Here is a 23,963-nt window from a genome sequence, read left to right on the forward strand (position 1 = left end):
CCTGGTACAGGCAGGCCGGGTGAACCCCTCTTTTATTTGCAGTTGCTCCAGTTTTCGGGGACCTCGGTACAGGCAGGCCGGGACATCCCCTCTTTTACACGCAGTCGCTCCCGCTTTTGGGGACCCTGGTACAGGCAGGCCGGGACATCCCCTCTTTTATTCGTGCAGCCTCACCTGCACCCGCCAACGCCCAGCGTCCTCTGCACCGGCCCATTCGCCCTGCAGAGGGCGCGCAGCCACCACGGTCAGCAGCAACCCCTCCTTGCTGTTCTGCAAGCGCCAGCTCACCGGCTTGCCCTGCAGGCTCAACTGCCCGCGTTGGGCTTTGCCCTCGGCCTGGAACAGTACGGCGACTGTCCCCTCGACATTCTCGCCATGCAGCTTCGGCTCGTCGTTGAACCACAGGTCCAACCCATCCTGCACCACCTCAACCTGCTCAAGCACGTGATCTTCGGGGGCGGTGAGGCGGCCGATCATCAGGCCGACCATCACGCCGACGATCGCCAGCGAAAGCATCACACGCGGCAAGCCCTTCGAACGCGACTCGGGTTCGGGGGTAGAATGTTCGCCATCTTCATGCTTGGAGCCGTGCATGTTTCACGTCATCCTTTTTCAACCTGAAATTCCGCCGAATACCGGCAACATCATTCGCCTCTGCGCCAACAGCGGTTGCGACCTGCACCTGATCGAACCGATCAGCTTCGAGCTGGACGACAAACGGCTGCGCCGCGCGGGGCTGGACTACCACGAGTATGCCACGCTCAAGCGCCACGAAAGTCTGGCCGGATGCTTGGAAAGCCTGGGCAACCCGCGGCTGTTCGCCTTCACCACCAAAGGCTCGCACCCATTTCATGAAGTTGCCTACCAGCCCGGCGATGCCTTCCTGTTCGGGCCCGAGAGCCGCGGCCTGCCCGCCGAGGTGCTGGACAGCCTGCCGGCCGAACAGCGCCTGCGCCTGCCGATGCGGCCGGGGTGCCGGAGCCTGAACCTTTCCAACACTGTCGCGGTGACGGTGTATGAAGCCTGGCGGCAGCAGGGCTTTGCCGGGAGCTGAGGCAGTGCCTGCTCCGGCCTCATCGCCGGCAAGCCGGCTCCCACAGCGATTGCACCACACCAGAGACTTGCGCATCACCTGTGGGAGCCGGCTTGCCGGCGAAGAGGCCGGAGCAGGCAACAAAAAAGCGCCCCGAGAGGCGCTTTCTTGATACCGGCAGCGGTTACTGCACGGTCGGCGCTTCGCCGGCTTCCTGCATGCGCTGCATTTCTTGCGCGTACAGGGCGTCGAAGTTCACCGGCGACAGCATCAGGGCCGGGAACGAACCACGGGTCACCAGGCTGTCCAAGGTCTCGCGAGCGTACGGGAACAGGATGTTCGGGCAGAACGCACCCAAGGTGTGGCTCATCGAAGCCGCGTCGAGGTTCTTGATCAGGAAGATACCGGCCTGCTGAACTTCGGCGATGAAAGCCACTTCGTCACCGTTCTTGACGGTCACCGACAGGGTCAGCACCACTTCATGGAAATCGCCTTCCAGAGCTTTCTGCTTGGTGTTCAAGTCCAGGCCGACGCTCGGCTCCCAGGTCTGACGGAAGATCTGCGGGCTTTTAGGGGCCTCGAACGACAGGTCGCGCACGTAGATGCGCTGCATGGAGAACTGAGGGCTGTTGTCTTCGGCGGCTGCGCCGTTGGTCTGTTGGTCAGTCATGACAGGTCCTTATCCTAATGTTTTTGAATGCAGTGCAAATCAGGCCGCCAGCAGCGCGTCGAGCTTGCCGGCGCGCTCCAGGGCGTAGAGGTCATCGCATCCACCGACATGGGTGCTGCCGATCCAGATCTGCGGAACCGACGTACGTCCGGCTTTCTGGCTCATCTCGGCGCGCAGCTGCGGTTTGCCGTCGACCTTGATTTCTTCGAAGGCGACGCCCTTGCTCTCGAGCAGGTACTTGGCGCGCATGCAGTAGGGGCAGTAGTCGCTGGAATAGACGATGACAGGCTTCATATCACTTCACCAGGGGCAGGTTATCGGCTTTCCAGCTGGAAACGCCACCGCTCAGTTTGGCGGCGGTGTAGCCAGCCTTCAGCAGCTCGCGGCACAGGGTGCCGGACTGCTGGCCCATTGCGTCGACGACGATCAGGGTCTTTTCCTTGTGCTTGTCCAGCTCGCTCATGCGGGCTACCAGCTTGTCTTGCGGAATGTTGATCGCACCGACAATGTGGCCGGCGGAGTATTCCTTGGGCGTGCGGATGTCGACGACCAGGCCCTTGTCGGCGTTGACCAGGGCGGTCAGCTGGCCATTGCTCAGGCTCTGGCCGCCGCGGCGGATTTCATTGAGAAGCAGCAGGACCAGCAGAACAACGAAGATCGCAACCAGGATGTAGTGATCTGTCGCGAATTGAATCAGGTGAGCAACCATCAGCGGTGTTCCAGGCGATTGAAAATGCCGGCCAGTATACACAGCCCCCCAGTGCCACCAAAGCCCGACGGGCCGGCCGGAAAGGTACCTTCATGTTGCCGCGAGGGCCGCGCTGGTCAGGGAACAGGACGAATATTCGCCGCGGATGGCGCATTTGCCCTAAAATGCGTGTCTTTATCATCTTTGAACAACCGTGAGTTTGATTGATGACGAGCACGCCCAAACCCCTGGTCCTGATCATCCTGGATGGATTCGGCCACAGCGAAAGCCCCGAATACAACGCCATCTATGCCGCCAACACACCGGTCTATGATCGCCTGCGCGCTACCCAGCCACATGGCTTGATCTCTGGTTCAGGGATGGATGTCGGCCTGCCGGACGGGCAGATGGGCAACTCCGAGGTCGGTCACATGAACCTGGGTGCCGGCCGTGTCGTGTACCAGGACTTCACCCGCGTCACCAAGGCCATCCGCGATGGCGACTTCTTCAGCAACCCGGTGCTGACCGGCGCGGTGGATAAAGCCGCCGGTGCCGGCAAGGCCGTGCATATCCTCGGCCTGCTGTCCGATGGCGGCGTGCACAGCCACCAGGACCACCTGGTTGCCATGGCCGAACTGGCTGCGCAGCGCGGTGCAGAAAAGATCTACCTGCACGCCTTCCTTGACGGCCGCGACACCCCGCCACGCAGCGCACAGTCGTCCATCGAACTGCTCGACGCCACCTTCGCCAAGCTGGGCAAGGGCCGCATCGCCAGCCTTATCGGCCGCTACTTCGCCATGGACCGCGACAACCGTTGGGACCGTGTCAGCGCCGCTTACAACTTGATCGTCGACAGTGCCGCCGAGTACACCGCCGACACCGCCCAGGCCGGCCTGGAAGCGGCCTACGCCCGTGACGAGAGCGACGAGTTCGTCAAAGCCACGCGCATTGGCGAGGCAGTAAAGGTCGAAGACGGCGACGCGGTCATCTTCATGAACTTCCGCGCCGACCGTGCCCGCGAACTGTCGCGTGCATTCGTGGAGCCGGACTTCAACGAATTCCCCCGGGCGCGGCTGCCGAAGATGGCCGCCTATATCGGCCTGACCCAATACTCGGCAAAAATCCCGGCACCAGCAGCCTTCGCGCCTTCCAGCCTGGACAACGTGCTGGGCGAGTACCTGGCCAAGAACGGCAAGACCCAGCTGCGCATCGCCGAGACCGAGAAATACGCGCACGTCACGTTCTTCTTCTCCGGTGGCCGCGAGGAGCCGTTCGAAGGCGAAGAGCGCATTCTGATCCCGTCGCCTAAGGTCGCCACCTATGACCTGCAACCGGAAATGAATGCACCCGAGGTTACCGACCGTATCGTCGAGGCCATCGAGCAGCAGCGCTACGACGTGATCATCGTCAACTACGCCAACGGCGACATGGTCGGCCACACCGGCGTGTTCGAAGCGGCGGTGAAAGCGGTCGAAGCGCTGGATACCTGCGTCGGGCGCATTGTCGAAGCGCTGGAGAAGGTAGACGGCGAAGCGCTGATCACCGCCGACCACGGCAACGTCGAGCAGATGGAAGACGCCTGCACCGGCCAGGCGCACACCGCTCACACCACCGAGCCCGTGCCGTTCATCTATGTGGGCAAGCGCCCGGTCAAGGTCCGCGAGGGCGGCGTGCTGGCCGACGTGGCACCGACCATGCTCAAGCTGCTGGGGCTGGAAAAGCCTGCCGAAATGACGGGCACTTCGATCCTGGTAGACGCCTGAGGCAATGGGGCATCCCTGCTGCCCAATCGCCGGCAAGCCGGCTCCCACAGGGTCCACCGCAGTTTTGGTGGGAGCCGGCTTGCCGGCGATTGGGGCGCAGAGCGGCCCCTGTACACAGCAATTCCAGACAAACGCCTCACCGCATCTGCGGTGGGGCGTTTTTTTTGCAGGCACAGGCGGGCATACTAGGCCAGTCTCCATCCTTGGTACGCCCAACCTCATGCTTCGCGCCCTGATCCTCCTAGCCCTGTCTTGCCTGCTCAGCCCGGCTTTCGCCGATGAGCGCGTGCAGACCCAGCAACAACTGGACGCCACCCGCCAGGACATCGCCGAGCTCAAGAAGACGCTGGGCAAGCTCCAGGAAGAAAAAGCCGGCGTGCAGAAAGACCTCAAAGCCACCGAGACCGACATCGGCAACCTCGAGAAGCAGGTGGAGGCCCTGCAGCAAGAACTAAAAAAGACCGAGGGCGATCTGGAGCGCCTTGATACCGAGAAAAAAAAACTCCAGAGCTCCCGCGTTGAACAACAGCGCCTGATCGCCATCCAGGCGCGGTCGGCCTACCAGAACAACGGTCGCGAGGAATACCTCAAGCTGCTGCTCAACCAGCAGAACCCCGAGAAATTCGCCCGCACGCTGAGTTACTACGACTACCTGAGCAAGGCCCGCATGGAGCAACTGCGTGCCTTCAACGAGACCTTGCGCCAGCTGGCCAACGTCGAACAGGACATTTCCCGCCAGCAAGAGCAGTTGCTGGCCCAGCGCGCCGACCTCGACAGCCGCCGCCAGGCCCTCGAAGCCGAGCGCGGCAAGCGCCAACAGGTGCTGGCCAAGCTCAACACCGACATGAAAGACCGCGACCAGAAGCTGCAGGCCCGCGAGCAGGACCAGGCAGACCTGGCCAAGGTGCTCAAGACCATCGAGGAAACCCTGGCCCGCCAGGCCCGCGAAGCCGAGGAAGCGCGCCAGAAAGCCCTGCTCGCCCAGCAGGAGGCCGAGAAGCGCCGCCAGCAGGAAGCTCTGGCCAAACGTGAAGCAATCACCGAGCCGCCGAAAAAGGCCCGTACCACCCTTGGCCCGCTGGTTTCCAGCGACAGCGCGAGCTACGGCGGTGCTTTTTCTGCCGCACGGGGAAAACTTCCTTGGCCGGTCAATGGTCGATTGCTGGCACGCTTCGGCGATGCCCGAGGCAGCGATGCCCGCGCCAAGTGGGACGGCGTGATGATCAGCGCCAACCCCGGCACCCAGGTACGCGCCGTTCACGGCGGGCGCGTGGTGTTCGCCGACTGGTTGCGCGGTGCTGGACTTCTGGTCATTCTCGACCATGGTAATGGTTACCTGAGCCTCTACGGCCACAACCAGAGCCTGCTCAAGAGCGCCGGGGACATCGTCAAGGCCGGCGAGGCCATTTCCACCGTTGGCGACAGCGGCGGCCAGGATGCCGCAGGTTTGTATTTCGCCATCCGCCAGCAGGGCCGGCCTACCGACCCGTCGCAGTGGTGCCGAGGTTAGTTCACTTTTACGGCGTAGCGCCCGGCGCTGCACCGATGCTCCCCCGGGAGCGCCTACAGGATCAGGAGTTCGTTCGACATGCTGCACTCGCCTCGTCTCACCCAGCTGGCCCTGACCATCGCCCTGGCGGTCGGCGCGCCCTTGGCCATCGCTGCCGAACCGGCGCCCGCCAAGGCCGCCAAGCCAGCCGCGGTGCCGGCCACCGAGGTGACCGCCAAGGCGCCACTGCCGCTCGAAGAGCTGCGCACCTTCGCCGAGGTGATGGACCGCATCAAGGCGGCCTATGTCGAACCGGTTGACGACAAGACCCTGCTCGAAAACGCCATCAAAGGCATGCTCAGCAATCTGGACCCACACTCGGCCTACCTTGGCCCCGAGGACTTCCAGGAGCTGCAGGAAAGCACCAGCGGCGAATTCGGCGGCCTGGGCATCGAAGTGGGCCAGGAAGACGGCTTCATCAAGGTGGTCTCGCCCATCGACGACACCCCGGCCTCGCGTGCCGGCGTGCAGGCAGGCGACCTGATCGTGAAGATCAACGGCGCCCCTACCCGTGGCCAGACCATGACCGAAGCCGTGGACAAGATGCGCGGCAAGATCGGCGAAAAAATCACCCTGACCTTGGTGCGCGACGGCGGCAACCCGTTCGACGTGACCCTTGCCCGCGCGGTAATCCAGGTCAAGAGCGTGAAGAGCCAGCTGCTGGAAAACGACTACGGCTACATCCGCATCACCCAGTTCCAGGTCAAGACCGGCGAAGAAGTGGGCAAGGCGCTGGCCAAGCTGCGCAAGGACAACGGCAAAAAAATGCGCGGCGTGGTCCTGGACCTGCGCAACAACCCCGGCGGCGTGCTGCAGTCGGCGGTGGAAGTGGCCGACCACTTCCTGACCAAGGGGCTGATCGTCTACACCAAAGGTCGCATCGCCAACTCCGAGCTGCGCTTCTCCGCCGACCCGGCCGATGCCAGCGAAGGCGTGCCACTGGTGGTGCTGATCAACGGTGGCAGTGCTTCGGCTTCGGAAATCGTCGCCGGCGCCCTGCAGGACCAGAAACGCGCCGTGCTGATGGGTACCGACAGCTTCGGCAAAGGCTCGGTGCAGACCGTGCTGCCGCTGGCCAACGACCGCGCCCTGAAGCTCACCACCGCGTTGTATTACACCCCCAACGGCCGCTCGATCCAGGCCCAGGGCATCGTGCCGGACATCGAAGTGCGCCCGGCCAAACTCACGGCCGAGATCGACACCGACAACTTCAAGGAAGCCGACCTGCAGGGCCACTTGGGCAACGGCAACGGCGGCGCCGACCGGCCGACCGGCAGCAGCAAGCGCAAGGAACGCCCACAGGACGATGACTTCCAGCTGAGCCAGGCCCTGAGCCTGCTCAAGGGCTTGAACATCACCTCGGGCAAATGACGCACCCCATGCGTTATCTGCTGTGCCTGCTGGCCTGCCTGTTGGCCGGTGCTGCCCAAGCGGCGCCGGCCAACAAGGCCTACATGAGCATCATCATCGACGACCTGGGCCAGAGCAGCGAGCGTGACAACCGCACCCTCGCCTTGCCCGGCCCGGTGACGATGGCGGTCATGCCCGACACGCCGCACGCCACTACTTTCGCGCGCCAGGCGCACAAGGCCGGCAAGACGGTGATCCTGCACATGCCCATGGACCCGGCCACCGGCCCTTATGCCTGGCACCCGGAGGTTCCGCTGACGGAGCTGGCCAGGCGGCTCGACGCTGCGCTGGCCAAGGTGCCCTACGCCGCCGGCATCAACAACCACATGGGCAGCCGCATGACCGCCCAACGCCAGCCTATGGCCTGGCTGATGGGCGAGCTGCAGCAGCGCCATCTGTTCTTTGTCGACAGCCGTACCAGTGCGGCCACGGTGGCAGCTGCCCAAGCGCAGGCACAAGGCTTGGCACATGTCTCGCGGGATGTGTTTCTCGACGATGTGCGTACCACCGAGGCGATTACCAGGCAACTTCATCAAGGTATTGCCCTGGCCAGCAAGCAAGGCTCGGTGGTGTTGATCGGGCACCCTTACCCACAAACGCTCGAGGTGCTGGAGCGCGAACTGCCAGGCCTGAAGAGCCAGGGCATTACCCTGATCGGCCTGAATCAGATGATCGCCGAGCGGAGCAACCAGGCCATGCCTGCACATGGCAAGCACGGCCGCTACAGCAACCGCTGAGCACGAAGTTCGCGCCTCGTATCGTCCAGGTCAACTGAAGGGAATAATCCCTCTGGCTTGCTCCAACGTCAGCTTCCCACGGTGAATCCGTTGCCCCGCCATTGCTGCGAGGCGGCTGCTCATACGACGCTGGCTCCAGGTTTTAAGGTGGCCGGCTACAAAATTTTCACCATGATCGCTCTGCGACTGGAAATGAAAATGTGCTGCCCAGAGGTTACGCCTGCTCGGCAGGCGCAGCACACGATACTCATCAAAGGCACCCCCATCCTGCATGGTACGGCGTTCGCCATATTCGACGGTGATCAAGCCTTCATCGTGCAAGTAACGCAGGGCTTCGGCGGATGGGTAGTTGGTGTCGGTGTAGAGGGTGATGAGCTGCAGCTTTTTCTCACCGCGCAACGCATCCGCATCCCGCTCCAGGGCCCTGAGCAGTGAGTCTTTACCACCCGCGTCGCGTACGGTAGTCGCCGCCTGTTCCAGTTTGGCCAGATGAAGGTCGAATAACTGAACGAGCAAGGTCCCTTTGATATCGTGCTCGACATACGATTTGGCCTTCGTCCGCACCGTACTGGTTTCATCCAGCAATGATTGCACCCACATGGCCAAATCGCCTGGGGGCGCTTCATCAGTCAACGAAGGCCGTTTTACCTCACGCTGACGCCACTCTCCTTCAACATGTTCAAAGGTTGCAAGCACCGCTCCGCTGATTCCCTCACGCACTTCAAGCAGGCGTTGCCCCTCCACTTCCACTTCGGTGCCGATCTGCAACTGCCCCTGAGCATTACGCACCAGCCGTTGGGGCATGCTGGACAAAGGATACGGCGAACGGCTGCTGGTCGCTCGGGGCTCATCCTGCTCGCGAACCGCCTCGACCAGACGGCGGCCAGCATCCAGCTTGAGCTTGCCGACATGCTCCCGGTACCGGTCGAGCATCGCCGGCTCGATCAACCTCCCGCCCTCCTTGCGAATGCGGTCGCTGTTGAGTATTGCAGCACTGTACTCATCCCAGGCTTCCTGCAGGATGACAATCCTGTCCTGCGCCGGCAGGTTGGCAAAATCCAGTTCGCCGTGAGCTTCAGCCGCGTTGCGCAGGCTAAGGCCCGCCAGTTCATCCCTGTAGCCGGCGAGGATGTATCGCCCGGCTTCATTGTCAAGGTGCAAGGCAAGGTCGACCAGGTTCAGTACCTGATGGAAGCGCAGATGAACCGTATTGATGGTGCGCTGGGCTATAAGCTGCGCAACCGTCCGCGCAGGTTCTTCTGGGGCTCCGGTAATTTCGAAGTCGTCGGGTGTGTCAGCGAGGATTTGATCGAGACTCTCATAGCCCGCAAGCAAGCGATCCTGCAGGTCGACAGCGGCCTGCAGCTTGAGGCGGAACGCCTGATACAAGTCGGAAACTTGACCGATTGGCTTCCCATCCAGCGCCTGCTGCATCTCGGATAGCCGGGGCACATCCACAAGGTCCCAGAGTTCATGGACGATGAAATCGCTATTGCGGATAATCCCCTCGCGAACGGTCGTCTCGTGCCGCCGAAGCGTTTCGCCCCAGCCGCCTTTCTGCCGCTCGCTGGCATACTTGGGTTCATTCATGCTTGCGAATATCGGGAGTATTGCCGTTTCGGCGCTGACAGCGGCTTCCAGCTGCTTTATCGACTGGTCTCTGTGCAGGGAGGCATCCTGCTCTAACTTGGTTATACGTTCATCGTATTGCTGCAGCAGTTTGCCTAACTGCTCACGTTCATCCCCCTCCGGGAGGCCAGCAAGCTTTGCGGCTGCCCTGTTCCTGAGGTCCTCCAGCATTTGCAGCGTTTTCTTCGACTCCACGGACTTCTTGGCCATCAGCCCGAATTGCTGTCTCGCGCGTTCAACCTCCTGGTCCAGCTGGTTGACCTTCTGATGTAACTCTTCGAATCGCTTTGCCAGCCTAGCCTGGGCGGAGTTCCGGGGCATGCCGCCGTCCAGGCGAAGTGAGGAATCCAGCCGCCAGTCGCCATCGGCAGAGCTCAGCCAAGGCCCCACTGCCCCATGGCCGTCGATCACCCGCACCCCCTCAGGTAATTGCTGCACGCGGTAGGTATCCCCGGCCAAGCTGACGTATAACGCGTCGTCGATACGGTACAAGCCTGCTGTTTCTGGGCTACTCAACGGTACCATGCCATCGAGCGACACCTCTGAACGCATTGCCCGAAGTGCTTGCCGCTGCGCAGGCGGTAACCAGTTGAACCCACTTTGGCCACGCCAGGAAAAATCGATCCATCCCCCACGAAGGCCCCCGCCGGCTGCCGCTTCCTCGACCGGGACGATGGTTAGCTCGGCATAGGCTCCACGCTGCGGCTCGGGGCCTTCAACGGCTGCTGCGCCGGGCAGTTCATGGATGGGAATGTCCCGTGGCGGTTGCCTGCCATGCAGTAACGCCATACCCAGGTTGAGCACAAGGTCGGCAACTGCGGCTGTTCGGTCAAACTCATCCCCGCGCTCAAGGGCATCCAGGTCGTGCTGCAGGGAGGCCAGCAACTGCACCAACCACGCTACGGAGGCCACCGGCCCACGGATCGCTAATGTCACCACATTGAATAACAGCCATGCGCCCTCACACAGGGTTTGCCAGCGGTTCTCGGCGTTGGATACGGTCTGCTTGTCGGCAAGCCTGAGCAGAAGGTCACGGTTCGCATTGTAGAGCTGCTCGTCAATGTCGCTGGTCCAGTAGGTGACTGCCAGTTGGGCGGGCGCTGGACGCTCGGGAATGATATAGGGGTCGATTCCTATGGAGGTGGTATGAGGCTCACTGAACCCCCCATGGTCATATATCGGCCTGACGTTCGGCGCCATCCAGTCGAGAATACTGTCCTGCAGCAGCTTCGACTCGCGCACATGACCGAGCAAATCCGCCAGGTTGGTGTATTGACGTAGCGTGTCACGGGCGAACAGCGGACGGTAGAGCAATACCAGCGAAGGTTCTGCGCAGTACAGTAGGTACATGCCCAGCACCTTGTCCATGTTCGCCGACGTTGCGCTGCGCTTGAACGCCAACGGGATCAATACCATTCGCGGCGTTATCGGGTCGATGTGCCCGGCGCAGAAATCGACCACACATTGCAACCCGACCTCTCTGATCTTTCCCCCAAGCTTGGCAGAGATAGCACTGGCGAGCAGCGCAGCACGCCATTCGCCACCCAATCGCCTGACCCGCTCCGCGCGCATGGCCGGGTCGTCCAACTGGGCGGCGACGTAGGCTGGGTAATGACGACCGATATCCACCTTGTTGACGAGGGCCCTGGCGACGTCAACATCGAGCCATTTCGGCGCATCCACCCATTTCGGCTCATCCCCCTCGGCGCGCGGGTAGATTCGCCCGATGCTGGCTCCTTTGAGGGAAGCGAGGTTACCGATGGCGAACTGGGTAAGCGACATGCTCCCTGCGGGCTCCAACGGTTCCCCACCGCCCGTGCCCGTTGCCGAACCTCCCGGCACCCCACGAGCACGATAAAGGTCGAACATCAGATCGTCCGGCGAGCTGTGAACCTTATGGTCATCCCAGATTTGCTTCTCCAGCTCCTGACGAGCGTAGTCGGTCAACGATTGGATACCCTCCAACGCCCCCACGCCGCCCGAGCCGAGCTGATGCAGCGCGATCTGCAGCAAGGCGGCGCTGCAGGCAAAGCTGTCCTGGGGAGCACTGGCACGCAACCCTGGAGGCGGCACTACTGCAGGCGTGTCATCCTGGTAAACCTCGAACCAGGACGAAGGGTCACTGAGCTGGGCAAAACGACGCTCCAGGGCCGGAACATCCTCGATGGCCAGATAGCGGGCTCGCTCAACCCGACCAAGCAGCGCGTCGAGCAAGACCGAAACCTGCTGGGCAAATACGTTGCCTTCGGCTGGATAGCGTTGCCAGCGCATCTGCTCGAACGCATAGTCCTGCGCCAGTTCGTCACGCAGTGCCAGGCCAAACGCGGCCAACGAGTCGAAGCTGCGCACCGCACCCGAAGGCGCGCACCAAAGCGTTACCTCGCGCTCGTCCCATTCGCCGCAAACCAGCATCAGGGACTGCACCTGATCATGCTGCAGCGAGGCACTGATGAGCTGAGTCTGGACAAAATACACCGCTGGCTGGTCGTCACCGCCGTACAACACGCCACGGATACACGCCTGCTCCTGTGCGTCCAGGCCTTGCAGCGGAAGGCCGCGCAGTAACGCGATCCTCAACAGCAACTGCAGCCAGCTGTCACGTCGGACACCACCTTTGTCATTGGCTCTCCAGTATTCGAGCTGAGCCTCGCAGAAATACTGAGGAAGTTGCTGCACCAATTCGATCAGCGCAGGCGACAAGCCTGACAACCGGCGGGTATCGAACTCACTATCCGAGCCAGGAAAACGATAGTCTTCGGTCAGGCCGAGGTTGTAATGGCGATCATCATCAAATGGCTCGAGGCTAAGCGGCTTCGAATCGAGCAAGGCGGCCAGCACCCGGTCCACCAATGAGCCGGTGGTCCAGTAAGCGCCGGAGGGGTCCGGGCTGTCCAGGATCAGTGGGTCCGCCGTTGTCAGGGCGGGAGTGACATCGGCCAGCCAGGGCAGTTCTGAGAGCAACAAGCGCAGCAGCTGTTGACTGGCGACCTGCCGCAGCGTCGGGCGATCGTCGAACTGCCTGGCAACCACCTGCCTGAAATCGAAGGTTGGAACCTGAGGACGGGTCATACGGGGTGCCTCCACCGTGAAAAACGGTAGGCTGCGGCAAGAATGCCCGACACCCGCACTACATATTGCTTGATCAAGCGCTGGCGCAGTTCAGGTCCAACGTCGACCGGCGCTTAGCTCGGCGCAGCCACCAAGCCATTCGGCCATGTGTTCAGAGGTTGAACGGAATCACATCCTTGGCCTGTGCGTAGGTCAGGTTACCCCGGTAGATGCTCAAGACCTGCCCCTCGCTCGCCGCCTTCATCTGCTCGCGATACCCCATCTTGCGCTGGCTCCATAGCTTGAGGTGGCCTTTGCCGAACGCCGTCGGCGCCGCCTGCGAGTCGGAGAAATGGAAATGCGCGGCCCACAAGGGTTTACCCCGAAGCTCGCCGGGAGCACGCAGCAGGCTGATCCGGTACTCGTCCAGATAGCCATCGGAGACCACCTGCCGAGGGCCGACATATTCCACGTCGAGCAAGCCCTGCTGATGGAGAAAATTCAAACCCCTGGAACCTGGATAGCGCGTCTTGGTGTACAGCTCTACCAAGCAGTCGCGGCGGGCCTGACGCAGTTGAATCAATGCATCGTCCATACGCGCCAGCAGCGCTTGCTCTGCGTCGGCATCGCTGAGCTTTTCACGCAGCTCGACCACTTCGTTGATCTGGCCGCCCAGCATCGATAACAGGCCTATATCGTCAGCATCCTTGGCGACCAGGTCTCTGGCCTGGGCAATGACGTTCTCGTTCTGTGCCAGTATGGCTTCGGCCAGTTCACGGTTATTCCTCTCGGAGTCCGGCGTCGAAGCCCTAGACTGCGGCTCCGGTTCGCCCGTGGCTACCTCTTCAACCCAGGCGTCGTCCTGCTTATGGAAGCGATGCAGCACACGCTTGCTGAACGTTCCTGCGACTTCCAAAACAGGCTGCCCGTCGACCACCGCTTCGCTGCCAATGACTATCTGCCCAGCCCGGGTGTGCGCGACCTGCAGGCTCCTTTGCGGGTAGACCGCACGACGAGCGCCATGGGCCTGACCATCCGCCTGCTCACGCATGGCGTCGACCAGCGCCTCACCGGCTAGGGTTTTCAGTTCCACCATCTGTTGCTTGTAGGCCTCAAGGCGCTGGACATCGATCAGCTTGCTGCCGAGTGTCTTGATCCGTTCCGCGTTGAGAATCGCCGCGAGGTACTCGTCCCACGCGCTTTGCAGCACCTCGATACGTTCTGCGACAGGCAAGTCACAGAACATCAGCAGATGATGCGTATGCGCGGCCACCCGCAGACGATGACCGGCGAGCGCATCACGAAAGATCATGTAGTGCTGCGTGGATGCGCCTTTACGCCACTGCAGGGCCAGCTCGACCAAGCCCATGGCCTGGAAAAACCGGATGTTGATCGTGGTCGTCTTGCGACTGTCGATAATGCCCGAAACGCTAAAGATGGCCCTGGAGTAAGGCACTTGCATGTCGATATCGGTTACAGCCAAAAGACGATCCAGCTGGCTGGAGGTTTTGATGATCCGGGGCTGCTCTTCAAGCATCTTCTCCAACATCGCCCGGTACCTGGCATACAACTCGGCCTGTTGCTCTGGCGGCGCGACATTGAGCGTTTGGGTGAGCCGGTCATATTCCCTGAAACCACCCAAGGTCAGGAGCTCATCGATGAAGTACATGCCATAGCCGATCAGGTTCGTACGGACCTGGGCCAAGAGTTTCCGTTGATCTCTCACGCTGTCGCTCGGAGTCGAGACGTTCGACTTGTCAAGCACGTAGATGATGTTGCGTTCGGCCTCGAGATAATCCAGGAACAGTTTTTCGTTCAACGCCAGGCGCTGGGTGCGCAGCTCATTCCTCTGCTCGTGCAACTCCTGGAACTTGCGCTCGAACAACTCGGTGGCCTGCTGGAATTGCGCACGTTCGCCTGGGTCGGTTGGCGGCTCCTTTTGCAAGCGATCCTCGACTTTTGTCAAGGACTTACGCAAACCGATAATCTGCTCGCTCAAGGCGGTGAATTTCTCCATGGCGGCCTCCGCAGCCGTGATATGCCGCTCGACCCCAGCCTGAGCCGCGGCGATCGGCCCGCTAAGCTTCTGACGCAAACGCTCGCGAGCCAACTCGCGGGAGCGACCACTTCCGCCGTACAAACGCGAGTTATTGAGGTGCCAGATATCGCCGTCGCGCATCAGGTATGGCCCAAGCGTCCCGTCCGGGCCAATGATGCGAGCCCCTGCGTTTTCAAAGCTGACTCGGTAAACATCGCCACCCAGAGTCACATAGAGATCATCCTCGACCCGTACCAGCCCAGCGGCCACGCCCAGCTCCTGGGGTTTGTGCCCTTCCAGCGAAACAGGGGCCACCAACGTTCGCATACGACTGCGCTGCTCGCTTGAGAGGCCACTGAACCCACCAGCCCCATGCCAGGAAAAATCGAGGTGGGTATTGGCCATGAACTGCTGGCTGTCAACCGAGGCGCTGGCCTCCTTCGTCGCCGTGGAAAGGCTCGCCAGCTCTATCCCATTTCCAGCAGGTGGGCCCTCGAGCAGCAATGGCGGCAGGTCTCTGGAAACCGGCGCTACTGCCAGCGCCGGCGTTTGCAGGTGTATCAGAGCTAGCAACGTGTTGTTCAGCACATCGACCATCGCCTGGATTCGCTCATCCAGATGCGGGCTGGCCAGTCCATGCACATCGTTGATCAAACTGCGCATGCCGATGTAAAGCCAGGCAACCGAGGTGAGCGGCCCTGGCAACACCGGAAACACAACATTCAGCAGCTCCCACGAAAACGCCGTGACCAGCCGCCAGCGCACCTCGCTGTTGCTCATGGAGCTGCGATCCGACAGCTCCAGCAACATCCGGCCCTTGGCTTCGAACATGTGCCGATCCACGTCTTGCGCCCAGAATTGCAGCGCCAACTGAACAGGCTGCGGTTTCTCCGGGAACGTGTAAGGGTCGAACAGCCATTGGGGCAGGTGCGGTTCTCTGAAACCGCCATTCTCGTAGACAGCGCGCTGAGAATGCTCTATCCAGAGCAGTACGCTGTCCTGCAACGGCCCCGGGGTGCCGATCGCATCCAACAGGGCCTGAGCGTCGCGCAATTGGATCAACGCCTTGTCGGTGTACAACGGGCAATACAACAGATGCACACCCGTTTCGATGATTTCGATCACATAGAAACCATGAGCCACGTCGATGCTTGCTGACGTCGGCGAGCGTTTGAATGCCAGGGGCGCGATCCGCACAGCTGCTGCGCCCTCCTGGCTGCTACGGCAGAAGTCGGCCAGGGCGCCGTAGGCGAACTTGTCTAGGCGCATGACTGCCCTAGCCCGCGCGGCATCGAACATCAGGGTGGTACGCCAGCGTATGGCGAATGCCGAGATGTGTTCGGCGCGGTTCGCCGAGCGATCGAGAATTGCATGTAAATGACGTGGATAACTGCGGCCGATATCGACCCGCTGCACCAGCTCACGGATGTAGTCGATATTCATCCAGTCCATGATCAGCTGGTTTTCACGGTGAGCAATGTGTGTCACCACCCCACCTGCAGTGGCATCCAGGCGGCCGATCGCAAGCTGCGTCAGGGTCAATTGCTTGTCGCCGATCTTCTGGCCAAAACCCAGGCCATGACCATCGTTGACGAAGGTTTCGACAGTAAGGATGAGGTCATCGGGAAAGTAATTGGCGTCATCCGGATGGTCATCCAGCATCTCCTTGCGCAGGCGTGCCGCCGCATAGGTGTGCAAATCGGGCAGATCATGGTTGATGTCTTGGCCTGAGCTGCGCTGTTGCAGTAGCGACATGTCGAGCATGGCTTGAAGGTAGGCGGTCTGGCTGTCCGTGTCGGCGCGCAACACTCCCTTGGGAAACGCCAAGGCCGGCCCATCGGAGCCAGAATCACTGCGTTCAGCGAAAAACGCCGCGGGGTCGCAGGCCGAGTGGCAGTAATGCTCCAGCTGGTCGACGCTGTCGACCGCACTCCAGCGCAAGTGGGCCACACGCTCGAGCAGGATTTCCAGCAATGAGGCGCTGTACAGGGCGAAAGCGTCGCCGTCGGCGGCCAAGCCTTGCCAACTCAACTCATCGAACCGATACCGGCCAGCCATCCACATTTGCAACGCCACGCCGAACGCAGGCTGGGAATCGAAACTGCGGACCAGGCCTTCGGGAGAGCACCAAAGCGTAAGTTCGCGAACTTCACTGGATGCCGTGATCAGTAAGCCGGGCAACAACTCATAGTAAGTTTCGTCCGCCTCACGTAACGCTACCCGTACCAACTGCACATCGAGCCCGGCGCGGTAGCCCATCAGAAGGTCACGCAGAAGCTTGCGTTGTTCGTCGTCCAGTGCCTCGTCTTTCAGGCCATCGAGCAGGCTGGCGCGCAACACTTGCTGCAGCCAAAGACCGCGATCGACCGTGCCGTCGCCGTTCCAATAGTCGATCTGCGCTTGCTGGAAGTGCCCGGGCAGCATCGGCAGCAACGCGTTAAGTGCGTCGGTCAAGCGGGAGGGCTCGACCACATCGCCTTCAGCAGTTTCGAAGCTCGAGTCGATGGCGTAAAAACGCTGCGGCGGGTTGAGGCTAAGGCGGTAGTCACCCGCTGGGGTGAGGTCCAGGGGTTTAGCCTCAAGCATGGTTCGCAAGACAACGTCCACCAACGGCTCGGAGTTCCAAGAGCTATCCGGGTTAAAGGACATCAGGTACAGCGGTGCAGCCGAAGTCATTTCAGGGCGATGCACGCCGACCAGAGGAAAGTGCTCCAGAATCACCTTCATGACCTGTTCGCCTGCGACCTGGCGAAGCGTGGGGCGGCTGGCGAACTGGGCGGCGACTGCGTGGTTGAGGTTGTGCGCGTGAGGGGCGGGCATGGCCAGGACTCGTAGTGGAATGAACCACCAAGCGTCCTGGAGATGTTACCCAAAGCGGTGCTACATATTGCTGCTGGCAGGCCGCCGCACCTGGCAGTGCAGCGGCCTACGCGGCCGTCAGCTATAGACGCGGCCAAGCACCTGGCGATGGCTCTCGAACTGGTCGAGCACATCACGCACGATCTGCTCCGGGGCAAAGCCCATCAGGTCGTACTCCTGACTGCCGTCGTGCAGGTAGACCTCGGCGCGGTAGAAGCGCTGGCGCAGTTCAGGCTCACCGTCGACCGGCGCCTCGTTAGGCGCGGCCATGTAGCCGTCAAGGCTTACTTCGTAGACGAAAGGGTTGCCCTCCTCCATCATCACCCGCAAGCCCATCAGGTTGCGTGACTGGCCAAAGCGGGTTTCCACCTCGAAGCCCAAGGCCTGCAGCTGTGCAGCGGCTTCTTTCAACGCCGGGCTGACGTGCTTGTCCATGAAGCGCTGCACCACGGCCTGGGTCGGCTGCAGGTCCAGTTGGCTCAGGCGCTCGCTGAAGCCGCGGCGGCCACGGGCGGCCAGCTCGGCGCGCTCCTGCTCGACTGCCACATCCTGCTTCATGGCCTTGTACAAGCCGAACATGAACAACACCAGCACCACCGAGAACGGCAGGCCGGCCAGTACCACCATGGTCTGCATGGCTTCGAAGTTACCGGCGAACAGCAGGCCGATGGTAACCAGGGTGATGATCACCGACCAGAACACGACCATCCAGTGCGGCGCGTCTTCGTCCACCTTGCCGCCTTTGCACGACAGGTTGGCCATCATCACCGCGCCCGAGTCGGCCGGGGTAAGGAACAGCACGAAGCCGACGAACACCGCCACACCGATCACGATCTTGGCGGCCGGGAAGTATTCAAGCAGTTGGTAGATCGACATCGACGGCTGTTCGAGGGCGGTCTTGCCCAGCTCCACGGCGCCCTGGTTGATCACCAGGTCCAGTGCGGTGTTGCCGAAGATCGACAGCCAGGCCAGGGTGAAGCCCAGCGGGATCAGCAGCACGCCCATGACCAGCTGACGCACGGTGCGGCCCTTGGAGATACGCGCGATGAACATACCAACGAACGGGCCCCAGGAAATCCACCAGGCCCAGTAGAACACGGTCCACAGGCCGAGCCAGCGCTCGGACTTGCCGGCTTCGCCTTCGTAGACGTACAGGTCGAAGGTCTTCAGCACGATGCCATTGAGGTAGTCGCCGACGTTCTGCACCAGGCCGTTGAGCAAGTGCAGGGTTTCGCCGCCCAGCAGCACAAAGATCAGCAGGCCGCTGAACAGCATGATGTTCAAGTTGGACAGGCGGCGAATGCCGTTCTCCACGCCCGACACCGCAGCCACCGTCGCCACACCGGCCATGACCAGGATCACCACCAGCAGGTTGGTTTTGCTGTGGTCCATGCCGAACAGGTACTCCAGGCCCGAAGACACCTGCATCGAACCGATACCCAGGTTGGTTACCAGGCCCAGCAGGGTGACGAACATCCCGAAGATGTCCACCGCGTTGCCGGCAGCACCCTTGACCCAACGCTCCCCCACCAGCGGATACAGCGCCGAGCGCAGTGCCAGCGGCTGATTGTGGCGGTAGGCGAAGTAACCCACGGCCAGGCCGACCAGGGCGTAGATCGCCCAGCCGTGCAGGCCCCAGTGCAGGAAGGTCAGCTGCAGGCCCTGGCGCGCGGCCTCGAGGCTGGCGGGCGTGCCTTCAGGTGGGTTGAAGTAGTGGTCCAGCGGCTCGGAGGCGCCGAAGTACAGCAGCGAGATACCGATACCAGAGGAGAACAACATGCCCGCCCAGGCCCCGTAGCTGAAGTCGGGCTGGTCGTCCTTGCCGCCAAGCTTGAGCTTGCCGTAATCGGAGAACGCCAGGAAAACGACAAACAGCAGGTAACCGCAGATCACCAGCATGTAGTACCAGCCGAAGGTGCGCGTCAGCCACTTCTGGGCTACGCCCAGCACTTGGCCGGCAGTATCGGGCACAGCGATCAGCAAGGCAGTCAGAACGAGGATCATCAGCGCGGAGGTGAAGAACACCACGCGATTGACCCGTACCCTCTCGGCGGGGGGTTTGGTTAGGGAGGCAGAACTCATTGCACGAATGCTCCGGGCAGTACGGCTTATGGAGGCTAATCAGTCTTTTCCCGAGCAATTGGTGGAATACCCCCACTGCATCAGGTGTTATAAAAGCACCCTGGAAACCGTGATCCCGAATCGATACGTTGCAAAAAAACAGACAGGTGGTCTGCAATAAATGCCGCGCCCAACACCGTGGTGCGCGCATTCGTCACAGAGCACCCCGCCCGCTCCAAGGGCCTGCCGCAGGTCGATGACCGTTCGGCAGAATCTGCATTTCGCATCGCTCATGCCCGTCAACGCCTTGTATTCCGGGGGTTACGCGATTTCCTGGGGTGTCAATCCGTGCGCTCGAAGCAGCCTGAAAAACTGTCAATGGCACAAATTGTCGCAGAGCTTATTCTTTATTGATTGAACGTTCAATCAAAACAAAATAGACTGGCCTTCGCCGAGTCAGCCGCTTGTCGTCTGCTTGTCAGGCCTGAGGAGAATGCAAGATGCCCAAGGTCGGTATGCAACCCATCCGCCGCCAACAATTGATCGAAGCCACTCTGCTAGCGGTCGATCAGGTGGGGCTGGGAGATGCCAGCATTGCGCTCATTGCCCGTTTGGCCGGCGTGTCGAACGGCATCATCAGTCACTACTTTCGGGACAAGAACGGCCTGATCGCAGCGACGATGGGTTACATCATGAACATGCTCAACGAAGGCGTTAGAGCACGTCGCCAGGCCCTGACGGACGACAGCCCGCGCGCCCACCTGAAGGTGATCATCGAAGGTAACTTCGATGCCAGCCAGGTGAACGGCCCGGCAATGAAAACCTGGTTGGCCTTCTGGGCTTCCAGCATGCACCAGCCCGATTTGCACAGGTTGCAGCGGATCAACGATCACCGCCTTTACTCCAACCTGTGCTGCCAGTTCCGCCGCGTCCTGCCGCTATACCATGCGCGCAAGGCCGCCCGCGGCCTGGCGGCCCTAATCGACGGCTTGTGGCTGCGTGGCGCCCTGTCGGGAGATGCATTCGACACCGACCAGGCGATACGGATTGCATACGAATACATGGATTTACAACTGGCTAAACAGCACACCCTGGACATATCGGACCAGGCCGCTGAACAAGCGCGCACGGCCCTTGCCAACACGGCAGGAGCGTGACGCGCAAGCCAACCACACACTGCACTTGCGAGGACACTATGGCCCGTTTCGGAACGCAAAAACTCTACATTGATGGCGGTTATGTCGACGCTGGCACCGACGCCACCTTCGAAGCCATCAACCCGGCCACCGGCGAAGTCCTCGCCCATGTGCAGCGCGCCACTCAGGCCGACGTCGAAAAAGCCGTCGAAAGCGCCGAGCGCGGCCAGAAAATCTGGGCCGCGATGACCGCCATGCAGCGTTCGCGCATCCTGCGCCGTGCCGTCGACATCCTGCGCGAGCGCAACGACGAACTGGCCCAGCTGGAAACCCTGGACACCGGCAAGTCGTACTCGGAAACCCGCTACGTCGACATCGTCACCGGCGCCGACGTGCTGGAGTACTACGCAGGCCTGGTACCGGCCATCGAGGGCGAGCAGATCCCGCTGCGTGAAAGCTCCTTCGTCTACACCCGCCGCGAGCCGCTGGGTGTGACCGTCGGTATCGGCGCCTGGAACTACCCGATCCAGATCGCCCTGTGGAAATCCGCCCCCGCCCTGGCTGCCGGCAACGCGATGATCTTCAAGCCTTCGGAAGTCACCTCGCTGACCACCCTGAAACTGGCCGAGATCTACACCGAAGCCGGCCTGCCGGACGGCGTGTTCAACGTGCTGACCGGCAGCGGCCGCGAAGTCGGCACCTGGCTGACCGAGCACCCGCGCATCGAGAAAGTCTCCTTCACCGGCGGCACCACCACCGGCAAGAAAGTCATGGCCAGCGCCTCGAGCTCCTCGCTCAAGGAAGTCACCATGGAACTGGGCGGCAAGTCGCCACTGATCATCTGCGCCGACGCCGACCTGGACAAGGCCGCCGACATCGCCATGATGGCCAACTTCTACAGCTCCGGCCAGGTCTGCACCAACGGCACCCGCGTGTTCATCCCTGCCGAGATGAAAGCCGCCTTCGAAGCCAAGATCGCCGAGCGCGTTGCACGCATCCGTATTGGCAACCCTGAAGACGAAAACACCAACTTCGGCCCGCTGGTCAGCTTCCAGCACATGGAAAGCGTGCTGGGCTACATCGCCAAGGGTAAGGAAGAAGGTGCCCGTGTACTGTGCGGTGGCGAGCGTCTGACCGAAGGTGATCTGGCCAAGGGCGCCTTCGTGGCCCCGACCGTGTTCACCGACTGCACCGACGACATGACCATCGTCAAGGAAGAGATCTTCGGCCCAGTGATGAGCATCCTGAGCTACGAGACCGAAGAAGAAGTCATCCGCCGCGCCAACGACACCGATTACGGCCTGGCCGCTGGCGTGTGCACCAACGACATCACCCGCGCCCACCGCATCATCCACAAGCTTGAAGCCGGCATCTGCTGGATCAACGCCTGGGGTGAATCGCCGGCCGAAATGCCGGTTGGTGGTTACAAGCAGTCGGGCGTGGGCCGTGAAAACGGCGTCAGCTCGCTGGCTCAATACACTCGCATCAAGTCGGTCCAGGTCGAGCTGGGCGGCTACAACTCGGTTTTCTAAACCCTGTCTAGCCACGCCCGTGCCATTGCGCACGGGCGTTTCCGCTCCCTGATCACACCGCAAACGAGGGTACTTACATGTCCCAAGAATTCGATTACATCATCGTCGGTGCCGGCTCGGCCGGTAACACCCTGGCCACCCGCCTGACCGAAGACGCCAGCGTCACCGTACTGCTGCTCGAAGCCGGTGGCCCCGACTACCGCTTCGACTTCCGCACCCAGATGCCAGCCGCACTGGCCTTCCCGCTGCAGGGCCGCCGCTACAACTGGGCCTACGAGACCGACCCAGAGCCGCACATGGACGGCCGCCGCATGGAATGTGGCCGCGGCAAGGGCCTGGGTGGCTCTTCGCTGATCAACGGCATGTGCTACATCCGCGGTAACGCCATGGACTTCGACGGCTGGGCGGAACTGCCAGGCCTGGAAGACTGGACCTACCTGGACTGCCTGCCGTACTTCCGCAAAGCGGAAACCCGTGACATCGGCCCCAACGACTACCACGGCGGTGAAGGCCCGGTCAGCGTTGCTACGCCAAAGGCCGGCAACAACCCGCTGTTCCACGCCATGGTCGAGGCCGGCGTACAGGCCGGTTACCCACGCACCGAAGACCTGAACGGCTACCAGCAGGAAGGTTTCGGCCCGATGGACCGTTCGGTGACCAAGAACGGTCGCCGTTCCAGCACCGCACGCGGTTACCTGGACCAGGCCAAGAAGCGCCCTAACCTGACCATCGTCACCCACGCTCTGAGCGACCGCGTGCTGTTCGACGGCAAGCGCGCCGTTGGCGTGACCTACCTGGTTGGCGACAGCGAAGAGCGCGTCGAAGCTCGCGCGCGCAAGGAAGTGATCGTCAGCTCCGGCGCCATCGCTTCGCCGCAACTGCTGCAGCGCTCTGGCGTGGGCCCGCGCGCCTTGCTGGAAAGCCTGGACATCCCGGTTGTGCACGACCTGCCGGGCGTCGGCGAGAACCTGCAGGACCACCTCGAGTTGTACCTGCAGTACGCCTGCACCCAGCCGGTGTCGCTGTACCCGTCGCTGCTGTGGTGGAACCAGCCGGCCATTGGTGCCGAGTGGCTGTTCAACGGCACCGGCATCGGCGCCAGCAACCAGTTCGAGGCCGGTGGTTTCATCCGTACCCGCCCTGAATTCGAGTGGCCGAACATCCAGTACCACTTCCTGCCGGTAGCGATCAACTACAACGGTTCCAATGGCGTGAAGGAGCATGGCTTCCAGGCGCACATGGGCTCGATGCGTTCGCCAAGCCGTGGTCGCATCCAGGCCAAGTCCAAGGACCCGCGCCAGCACCCGAGCATCCTGTTCAACTACATGGCCACCGAGCAGGACTGGCAGGAATTCCGTGACGGTATCCGCCTGACCCGCGAAATCATGGCCCAGCCAGCGCTGGACCCCTACCGTGGCCGCGAGATCAGCCCGGGCGCCGATGTGCAAACCGACGAGCAGCTGGACAAGTTCATCCGCGAGCACGCCGAAACCGCCTTCCACCCGTCCTGCTCGTGCAAGATGGGCACCGACGACATGGCGGTGGTCGATGGCGAAGGCCGCGTGCACGGTATGCAGGGCCTGCGTGTGGTCGACGCGTCGATCATGCCGATCATCATCACTGGCAACCTCAACGCCACCACGATCATGATCGCCGAGAAGATTTCGGACAAGATCCGTGGCCGCAAGCCACTGCCGCGCAGCACCGCCAAGTACTATGTGGCCAACGGTGCGCCAGTGAAGGGCAAGCCGATGCGTGAAGTGAAGCAGGGCTGATCAGCACCGGTCTCATCGCCGGCAAGCCGGCTCCC

General features: G+C 61.8%; 15 protein-coding genes. 8 read left to right on the forward strand and 7 right to left on the reverse strand.

Annotation, left to right across the window (positions count from 1 at the left end; all coding sequences use genetic code 11):
• Positions 1 to 156: 156 nt before the first annotated feature.
• Entirely contained in the window at positions 157 to 594 is a 438-nt protein-coding gene (locus ACFY68_RS01405) for a hypothetical protein (RefSeq protein ID WP_387522737.1), read from the reverse strand.
• Between ACFY68_RS01405 and trmL the strand changes: the two genes are divergently transcribed.
• Positions 593 to 1,054 (forward strand): tRNA (uridine(34)/cytosine(34)/5-carboxymethylaminomethyluridine(34)-2'-O)-methyltransferase TrmL, encoded by a 462-nt coding sequence (trmL, locus tag ACFY68_RS01410; RefSeq protein ID WP_008093177.1) that lies wholly within the window; start codon positions 593 to 595, stop codon positions 1,052 to 1,054. The two genes, ACFY68_RS01405 and trmL, sit on opposite strands and share 2 nt — an antisense overlap.
• 163 nt (positions 1,055 to 1,217) lie before the next feature.
• Here trmL and secB read toward each other — a convergent pair whose 3' ends face one another.
• The 3 genes from secB to ACFY68_RS01425 are packed head-to-tail and all read right to left on the reverse strand — an operon-like array spanning position 1,218 to position 2,412.
• Positions 1,218 to 1,703 (reverse strand): protein-export chaperone SecB, encoded by a 486-nt coding sequence (gene secB, locus ACFY68_RS01415; protein ID WP_346614114.1) that lies wholly within the window; start codon positions 1,701 to 1,703, stop codon positions 1,218 to 1,220.
• A 39-nt stretch (positions 1,704 to 1,742) separates the two neighbouring features.
• Complete coding sequence (gene grxC / locus ACFY68_RS01420) at positions 1,743 to 1,997, reverse strand: glutaredoxin 3 (RefSeq protein WP_110995319.1); 255 nt, start codon at positions 1,995 to 1,997, stop codon at positions 1,743 to 1,745.
• A gap of 1 nt (position 1,998) precedes the next feature.
• Positions 1,999 to 2,412, reverse strand: coding sequence for a rhodanese-like domain-containing protein (locus ACFY68_RS01425; RefSeq protein ID WP_346614115.1), 414 nt, complete (start codon positions 2,410 to 2,412; stop codon positions 1,999 to 2,001).
• Positions 2,413 to 2,618: 206 nt separating this feature from the next.
• Here ACFY68_RS01425 and gpmI point away from each other — a divergent pair, with 206 nt between their 5' ends.
• From gpmI to ACFY68_RS01445, 4 genes are all read left to right on the forward strand, one after another.
• Positions 2,619 to 4,154 (forward strand): 2,3-bisphosphoglycerate-independent phosphoglycerate mutase, encoded by a 1,536-nt coding sequence (gpmI, locus tag ACFY68_RS01430; protein WP_387522739.1) that lies wholly within the window; start codon positions 2,619 to 2,621, stop codon positions 4,152 to 4,154.
• Positions 4,155 to 4,374: 220 nt separating this feature from the next.
• A complete protein-coding gene (locus ACFY68_RS01435; RefSeq protein WP_346614117.1) occupies positions 4,375 to 5,664 on the forward strand; it encodes a murein hydrolase activator EnvC in 1,290 nt (429 codons plus the stop codon).
• A gap of 78 nt (positions 5,665 to 5,742) precedes the next feature.
• Positions 5,743 to 7,074 carry a S41 family peptidase gene (locus ACFY68_RS01440; protein WP_387522741.1) on the forward strand — a complete coding sequence of 444 codons (1,332 nt, stop codon included), beginning with the start codon at positions 5,743 to 5,745 and terminating at the stop codon, positions 7,072 to 7,074.
• Positions 7,075 to 7,082: 8 nt separating this feature from the next.
• Entirely contained in the window at positions 7,083 to 7,850 is a 768-nt protein-coding gene (locus tag ACFY68_RS01445; protein ID WP_387522743.1) for a divergent polysaccharide deacetylase family protein, read from the forward strand.
• Positions 7,851 to 7,880: 30 nt separating this feature from the next.
• On the opposite strand, the gene ACFY68_RS01450 is transcribed toward ACFY68_RS01445, so the two are convergent.
• The 3 genes from ACFY68_RS01450 to ACFY68_RS01460 all read right to left on the reverse strand — a co-directional run bounded on the left by ACFY68_RS01450 (position 7,881) and on the right by ACFY68_RS01460 (position 19,506).
• Positions 7,881 to 12,548: a hypothetical protein gene (locus ACFY68_RS01450; RefSeq protein WP_387522745.1), complete on the reverse strand. Its 4,668-nt coding sequence runs from the start codon at positions 12,546 to 12,548 to the stop codon at positions 7,881 to 7,883.
• Positions 12,549 to 12,699: 151 nt separating this feature from the next.
• Entirely contained in the window at positions 12,700 to 16,989 is a 4,290-nt protein-coding gene (locus ACFY68_RS01455; protein WP_387523028.1) for a dermonecrotic toxin domain-containing protein, read from the reverse strand.
• Positions 16,990 to 17,502: 513 nt separating this feature from the next.
• Positions 17,503 to 19,506: a BCCT family transporter gene (locus tag ACFY68_RS01460; protein WP_387522747.1), complete on the reverse strand. Its 2,004-nt coding sequence runs from the start codon at positions 19,504 to 19,506 to the stop codon at positions 17,503 to 17,505.
• Positions 19,507 to 19,985: 479 nt separating this feature from the next.
• Between ACFY68_RS01460 and betI the strand changes: the two genes are divergently transcribed.
• From betI to betA, 3 genes are all read left to right on the forward strand, one after another.
• Positions 19,986 to 20,642, forward strand: a complete 657-nt coding sequence (gene betI / locus ACFY68_RS01465; protein ID WP_387522749.1) for a transcriptional regulator BetI — start codon at positions 19,986 to 19,988, stop codon at positions 20,640 to 20,642.
• A gap of 38 nt (positions 20,643 to 20,680) precedes the next feature.
• The gene (betB, locus tag ACFY68_RS01470; protein ID WP_346614122.1) at positions 20,681 to 22,153 is read left to right on the forward strand and encodes a betaine-aldehyde dehydrogenase; all 1,473 of its coding nucleotides are present in this window, start codon (positions 20,681 to 20,683) and stop codon (positions 22,151 to 22,153) included.
• 77 nt (positions 22,154 to 22,230) lie between these two features.
• Positions 22,231 to 23,928, forward strand: a complete 1,698-nt coding sequence (betA, locus tag ACFY68_RS01475) for a choline dehydrogenase (protein WP_346614123.1) — start codon at positions 22,231 to 22,233, stop codon at positions 23,926 to 23,928.
• Positions 23,929 to 23,963: the final 35 nt, after the last annotated feature.

Source organism: Pseudomonas sp. NPDC012596 (assembly GCF_042902325.1).
GTDB lineage: Bacteria > Pseudomonadota > Gammaproteobacteria > Pseudomonadales > Pseudomonadaceae > Aquipseudomonas.